The 5,538-nt window shown below is 66.0% G+C and carries 6 protein-coding genes; 1 reads left to right on the top strand and 5 read right to left on the bottom strand.

What is annotated here, in order from left to right; translation table 11 throughout:
- The 3 genes from ACESL9_RS16645 to ACESL9_RS16635 all read right to left on the bottom strand — a co-directional run.
- The coding region (locus ACESL9_RS16645) for a glycine--tRNA ligase subunit beta (protein WP_372675247.1) at nt 1–162 on the bottom strand (162 nt) is incomplete at its 3' end.
- Between the two features lies 1 nt (nt 163).
- On the bottom strand, nt 164–691 hold the full coding sequence (locus ACESL9_RS16640; RefSeq protein ID WP_372613218.1) for a DUF6446 family protein: 528 nt from the start codon (nt 689–691) through the stop codon (nt 164–166).
- A complete protein-coding gene (locus tag ACESL9_RS16635; RefSeq protein ID WP_372613220.1) occupies nt 688–1,620 on the bottom strand; it encodes a glycine--tRNA ligase subunit alpha in 933 nt (310 codons plus the stop codon). Before ACESL9_RS16635 ends, ACESL9_RS16640 begins: the two co-directional genes overlap by 4 nt.
- Nucleotides 1,621–1,802: 182 nt before the next feature.
- Between ACESL9_RS16635 and ACESL9_RS16630 the strand changes: the two genes are divergently transcribed.
- Complete coding sequence (locus ACESL9_RS16630; RefSeq protein WP_372613222.1) at nt 1,803–3,539, top strand: trypsin-like peptidase domain-containing protein; 1,737 nt, start codon at nt 1,803–1,805, stop codon at nt 3,537–3,539.
- A gap of 200 nt (nt 3,540–3,739) precedes the next feature.
- Here the strand turns inward: ACESL9_RS16630 and ACESL9_RS16625 are convergent, their stop codons facing one another.
- The gene (locus ACESL9_RS16625) at nt 3,740–5,317 is read right to left on the bottom strand and encodes a 5-guanidino-2-oxopentanoate decarboxylase (protein ID WP_372613224.1); all 1,578 of its coding nucleotides are present in this window, start codon (nt 5,315–5,317) and stop codon (nt 3,740–3,742) included.
- Nucleotides 5,317–5,538: potassium transporter TrkG (locus ACESL9_RS16620; protein ID WP_372675246.1), on the bottom strand; the 222-nt coding region annotated here is incomplete at its 5' end. The genes ACESL9_RS16625 and ACESL9_RS16620, both read right to left, overlap by 1 nt.

Below are 5,538 nucleotides of genomic sequence, written 5' to 3'. Positions count from 1 at the left end.
GAGGGTGAGGCGGCGCGGTGTGGAAAAGGCGCGCGCCCCGCCATAGGTCAGCCCCGCCTCGACGAGGCCGTCGGTCATGCGCTTTTGCAGATCCTGCGCCGCGCGGGCCTGCATCCGCGCGGGGATCTCCTCGGAGAAAAGCTCGATCAGGAGGTTGGGCATGTCAGTTGCCTTCCGGTTTCGGGGGGCAGTCTTGGGGGACGGGGCGGCCGTCGAACACCACTTCGCCGCAATGGTTGATCTGGTGCCAGACAAAACCGCGCCCGTCGGGCATGATGGCGACGACCCGGTCGATGCCGTATTCGATGTTGGCGGTGCCCATGAAGGCATGCGCCGTGCCGGCTTCGAGCGCGGCGCCGACTTCGCTCGCGTCGAAGCACGAGAACCAGCGCGGGGCGACGAGCGGTTCGGGGTTGTCGTAGGTCTCATAGCTCGCGCGCAAGCCATCGAGATCCTGGGTCGTGGTGAAACAGGCGCGGTAGCGAATGGGCGAACTGTCGGCGTTGATCGCGCGGAAGTCCTCGTAGGCGATGGGTTCGGGCGTCCCGGTGGCCGAGGCCGTAAGCATCACGTCATCGGTGCCGGAGGGTGTCACCTCTTCGTAGAAGGCGTAAACCTGGAGGTAATAGATCGCCGCGCCCGCGATGAGCGAGATGATGACGATGAATCCTGCGATGATCTTGCCGCTCATGGTCCGGCATACCCCCCGGCCTCGGTCTGCACGAAGGCGTCGGCGCATTTGCGGGCGAGCGCGCGCACGCGGCCGATATAGGCCTGCCGTTCGGTGACGGAAATGACCCCGCGGGCGTCGAGCAGGTTGAAGATATGCGACGCCTTGATGCACTGATCATAGGCCGGGTGGGCCATGACGATGCGCTTGGCGGTCTTGGGGTCGTGATGGTCCTGGGACAGGATCGCCTCGCATTCGGCCTCGGCCTCCTGGAAATGGCGCAAGAGGACATCGATATCGGCCACGTCGAAATTCCAGCGCGAATATTCCTCTTCGGTCTGGCGGAACACGTCGCCATAGCTGAGCGGGATCGGCGCGCCGGGGTCGTTGAAGGGCATGTCCATCACGTGGTCGATGCCCAGCACATACATGGCCAGCCGTTCGAGGCCATAGGTCAGCTCGCCCGAGACGGGTTGGCAGTCATGGCCGCCAACCTGTTGAAAGTACGTGAATTGCGATACTTCCATGCCGTCGCACCAGACCTCCCACCCGAGGCCCCATGCGCCGAGGGTGGGGGATTCCCAATCGTCCTCGACAAAGCGGATGTCGTGCAGGGCCATGTCGATGCCGATGGCACCGAGAGAGCCGAGATATAGGTCCTGAAGGTCCGGCGGGCTGGGTTTGATCAGTACCTGGTACTGGTAATAATGCTGGAGCCGGTTGGGGTTCTCGCCATAGCGCCCGTCGGTGGGGCGGCGCGAGGGCTGGACATAGGCCGCGGCCCAGGGGCGGCTGCCAAGGCTGCGCAGCGTGGTCGCGGGGTGAAAGGTGCCGGCGCCCACCTCCATGTCATAGGGTTGCATCATGGCGCAGCCCTGTTCGGCCCAGTAGGATTGAAGCCGCAGGATGATTTCCTGAAAACTGCGGGGTTTGACCGGTCGGGACGTCATTGAAATGCCTCTTTCATGCGCCTGCGTCGCGCCTCGGATCGCGTTCGCGCCCTGCTTAATCGGGGGGGGCGGAAGGGTCAATTGCAGGCTCACGCATATTTTGGATGCGCAGGGCGCGGGATTTGGTAAAACACGCCAAGGCACAAGACCAGAGCGGACGGGGCAAAGGCATTATTTCCACCATGATCAGACAGTTTCACGCGGTTTTCATCGTCCTTTTTCTTCTCGCCCGCCCGCTTGCGGCACAACAGGATGTCGCATGGGTCCAGGTCGAGGCGAAGCGCAGCCTTGCCGAGGTACAAGAGCGCATCAGGGCCTATGACGCGCGCCTGCCGGACGTGAACGGGTTTGCGCTGGGGGGGGGCTGGTATGGCATCGTGCTCGGCCCCTATACCGAGGATGACGCCGAACGCGTGCTGCGGGTTTACCGTGCCGAAGGCGAGATTCCGCGTGACAGTTTCATCACCCGGACCATGAGATTTCGTCAACAATTCTGGCCGGTTGGCGCGAATTTGCTGAACCTGCCCGAACTCGCGGAACCCGAGGAAGAGGTCGAGGCGCAAGCCGCCGAGACCGAGCCTGAACCCCAGCTCCGGACGATCGACGAGACCCCGGCCGAGGCACGCCGCAGCGAGGCCGCATTGAGCCGGGACGAGCGCATGGAGCTTCAGGAGATGCTGAAATGGGCCGGGGTTTACACCGCGGCGATCGACGGCGCGTTCGGGCGCGGCACGCGCGGCGCGATGGCGGCATGGCAGCGCGACAACGGCCATGAGCCGACCGGCGTCCTGACCACGATGCAGCGGGACGAACTCGAACGGCAATACAATGCCATTCTCGACGGTCTCGACCTCGAGCTGGTGCGCGAGGACACCGCGGGGATCGAAATGGCGATTCCGACGGGTGTGGTGGCGTTTACCGCCTACAAGCCGCCATTCGTGCATTTCGACGCCAGCGGAGAGCTTGACGCAAAAGTGTTGATGATTTCTCAACCGGGCGACCAGAACACGCTGTTCGGCCTTTACGACATCATGCAGACGCTTGAAATCGTGCCCGAGACGGGGCCGCGCGAGCGTGACGGCGACAGCTTCGTCCTGACCGGGCAGGATGACCGCTTCACGAGCCATACCGAAGCGCGCTTGCAGGGGGGCGAGATCAAGGGGTTCACCCTGGTCTGGCCGCGCGGGGACGAGGAGCGCCGAACGCGGCTTCTGGATGAGATGCGCGAGAGTTTCCGCCGTTTGGAAGGCGTGATGAGTCCCGCAGAAGGTGTTGAAACGGAACAGAATATCGACCTTGTGTCGGGGCTGGAGATCCGGCGGCCGAACCTGTCGCGTTCAGGATTTTTCGTCGACGGACGCGGCACGGTCGTGACCACGGTGCAGGCGGTGGACGGGTGTGAGAAGATCACCTTCGACAACCGCCACGAGGCGGAGCTCCTTGGTCTCGACGAGGAACGGGGCATCGCGGTGCTGCGCGCCAGGGAATCGCTGGCCCCGGCGCGGGTGGCGGCGCTGCGCGAGGGCGATCCGCGGCTGCAATCGGAGGTGGCCGTATCGGGATTCTCTTACGAAGGGCGACTGGGCGCGCCAACGCTGACATTTGGAACGCTGAGCGATATCAAGGGCTTGCAAGACGAACCCGAACTCAAGCGGCTGGCGCTGAGCGCGCTTCCGGGGGATTCGGGGGGGCCGGTGATGGATACCAAGGGGGCGGTCTTCGGGATGCTTTTGCCGCCGTCCGAGGATGCGCGCAAACTGCCCGGGGACGTGCATTTCGCGGCCGATGCGGCCACCATCCGCCGGATTCTTCAAGACCTTGGAATCACGGCACAATCCGGCGGTGGCGGTGATGACTTGACGCCCGAGGCACTGACCGATCACGCCGCCGGGATGACGGTTCTGGTCAATTGCTGGTAAGCACCGCGCAGATCGGCGCACGGTGGCGTTAACGCGTTTTGCCCGCCGGAAATCCGGGGGGTGATATTCGGCTGCCGCCCGGCTGACATGCGTGCACCGCCGCGTTGCGGCGAAACCGGGGCTGGAAAGGGTTAACAAGGCGCGCGTCCGGTCGAGCTCTTTCGCCCGGGCCGGGCGCCGCCCTCATGTTCTGCGCGTCCTCACGACGTCATGCGGATCAGCGTGGGCCGGTCGGCGGCGAGCGCCTCCAGCACGGCCTGTTGCAGGTCGGCGGGGGTTTCGGGGGCACAGGCATGGGCGCCATAGGCACGCGCCAGGGCGAGGAAATCGGGGTTGCGCGCCACCACCGCGTTGGGCGCGATCTGGGAGGCGGTCATGCTGTCCTCGATCTCCTTGAGCCTACCGTTGTCCCACAGCAGGATCGGCAGGGGCAGGCCCAGTTCGACCGCGGTGCCGAGTTCCTGCAGCGTGTATTGAAAGCCGTAATCCCCGGCGATGGCGAGGGTGGGCAGTTTTGGCCGCGCCACCGCCCCGCCGATCGCGGCGGGCAGCGCATAGCCCAGCGTGCCGAAGCCGAACGGGTGATGCCAGTGACCGGGGCGCGGCATGTCCCAGACCTCCTGTGCGACATAGGCGAACTGGGTCATGTCGGAATAGATCATCGCGTCCTGGGGCAGCACGGCGCGCAACGCATCGCAGAGCGGCACGATGCCGGGGCGCTCGGCATCGGCCTCGGCGCGCCAGCGGGCGCGGGCGGCGGCGACCTCCTCGGCGGTCCAGTCGCTTTGGCGCGGCTCCCTGCCCTCCTGCGCCTCGGCCAGCGCGGCGAGGAAATCAGCCGCGTCGCAGGCGACATGCCAATCGGCGCGCTGCCCGTCCGAGAGGCTTTCGGGGTCGAGATCGACCCGCAGCATCGGCGCGTCATGGCCCAGATTCTCGCGCCAGAGATCGACCTCGGCCAGTTCGGTGCCGATGGCGATCACCGCATCGGCCGACGCGATCACGGCCGCACTTTCGGGCCGCGCCAGGGTCGCGCCGAAATTGAGCGGATCATCCGCGGCGGCGATGCCGCGCCCGGCCTGGGTGCAGAAGCTGGCAGCGCCCTGGGACCTGAGCACCGCGCGGGCGCTGTCGGCACCGCCCCGCGCCCCGCCACCGAGGATGAAGAGCGGGCGGCGCGCGTGGTCGAGCACATCCCGCGCCCTGGCCAGCCCCGTGGGCGTCACGCCGGGGGTGCGGGTGGCGGCCATGGCAGGCGGCGCGGGCGGGGCCGGCGCTTCGAGCAGGGGAATGGGCAGTTGCAGATGCTTGGGCCGCGGGCGCGCGGCGGTGAACTCGGCCAGCGCACGGTCGATCAGGTCATAGGCGGCGCTCGGGTCGCGCGCCTCTTCGGACCAGTCGCAAACAGTGGCGGCGGCGGCGCGTTGGTCGCGCATCTGGTGAAGCTGGCCGCGACGGGCGGCGGTTTCGGCAAGGCAGGAGGAGATCACCAGCATCGGCACGCTGTCGGAATATGCCTGCCCCATCGGTGTCATGATGTTGGTCAGCCCCGGCCCGGTGATGACATAGGCCACGCCCGGTTTGCCGGTGGCGCGGGCATAGCCGTCGGCCATGAAGCCCGCGCCCTGTTCGTGGCGGGCGAGGACATGGGTGATCCCGGCCTCTTCGATGCCGCGATAAAGCTCGACGTTGTGGACGCCGGGAATACCGAAGATCGTATCGACCCCGCGGGATTTCAGCATATGCGAGATTTGGGCGCCAAGCGGGCGGTCGGTCATCAGGCTCTCCAGAATTGAACGGTAAAGAGGACATAGACGGCCATGAGTTCAAGCCGTCCAACGAACATGCCGAAGATCAGGATCCACTTGGCGGTGTCGTTCAGCGGTGCGAAATTGCCGGTCGGGCCAATGGTATCACCGAGGCCCGGGCCGATATTGGCGATGGCCGCGCCCGCGCCCGAAACGGCGGTGATGAAATCGAGCCCGGTGAGCGACAGCGC

Source organism: Aquicoccus sp. (genome assembly GCF_041686535.1).
Classification (GTDB): domain Bacteria; phylum Pseudomonadota; class Alphaproteobacteria; order Rhodobacterales; family Rhodobacteraceae; genus Aquicoccus.
The sequence above is the reverse complement of the archived record's forward strand: the minus strand, read 5'-3'. Positions and strand labels throughout refer to the sequence as shown.

Excerpts from the sequence above, each read along its gene's own strand:
- ACESL9_RS16640 (WP_372613218.1), bottom strand. The coding sequence starts at position 691 with ATGAGCGGCAAGATCATCGCAGGATTCATCGTCATCATCTCGCTCATC.
- ACESL9_RS16635 (WP_372613220.1), bottom strand. The coding sequence starts at position 1,620 with ATGACGTCCCGACCGGTCAAACCCCGCAGTTTTCAGGAAATCATCCTG.
- ACESL9_RS16630 (WP_372613222.1), top strand. The coding sequence starts at position 1,803 with ATGATCAGACAGTTTCACGCGGTTTTCATCGTCCTTTTTCTTCTCGCC.
- ACESL9_RS16625 (WP_372613224.1), bottom strand. The coding sequence starts at position 5,317 with ATGACCGACCGCCCGCTTGGCGCCCAAATCTCGCATATGCTGAAATCC.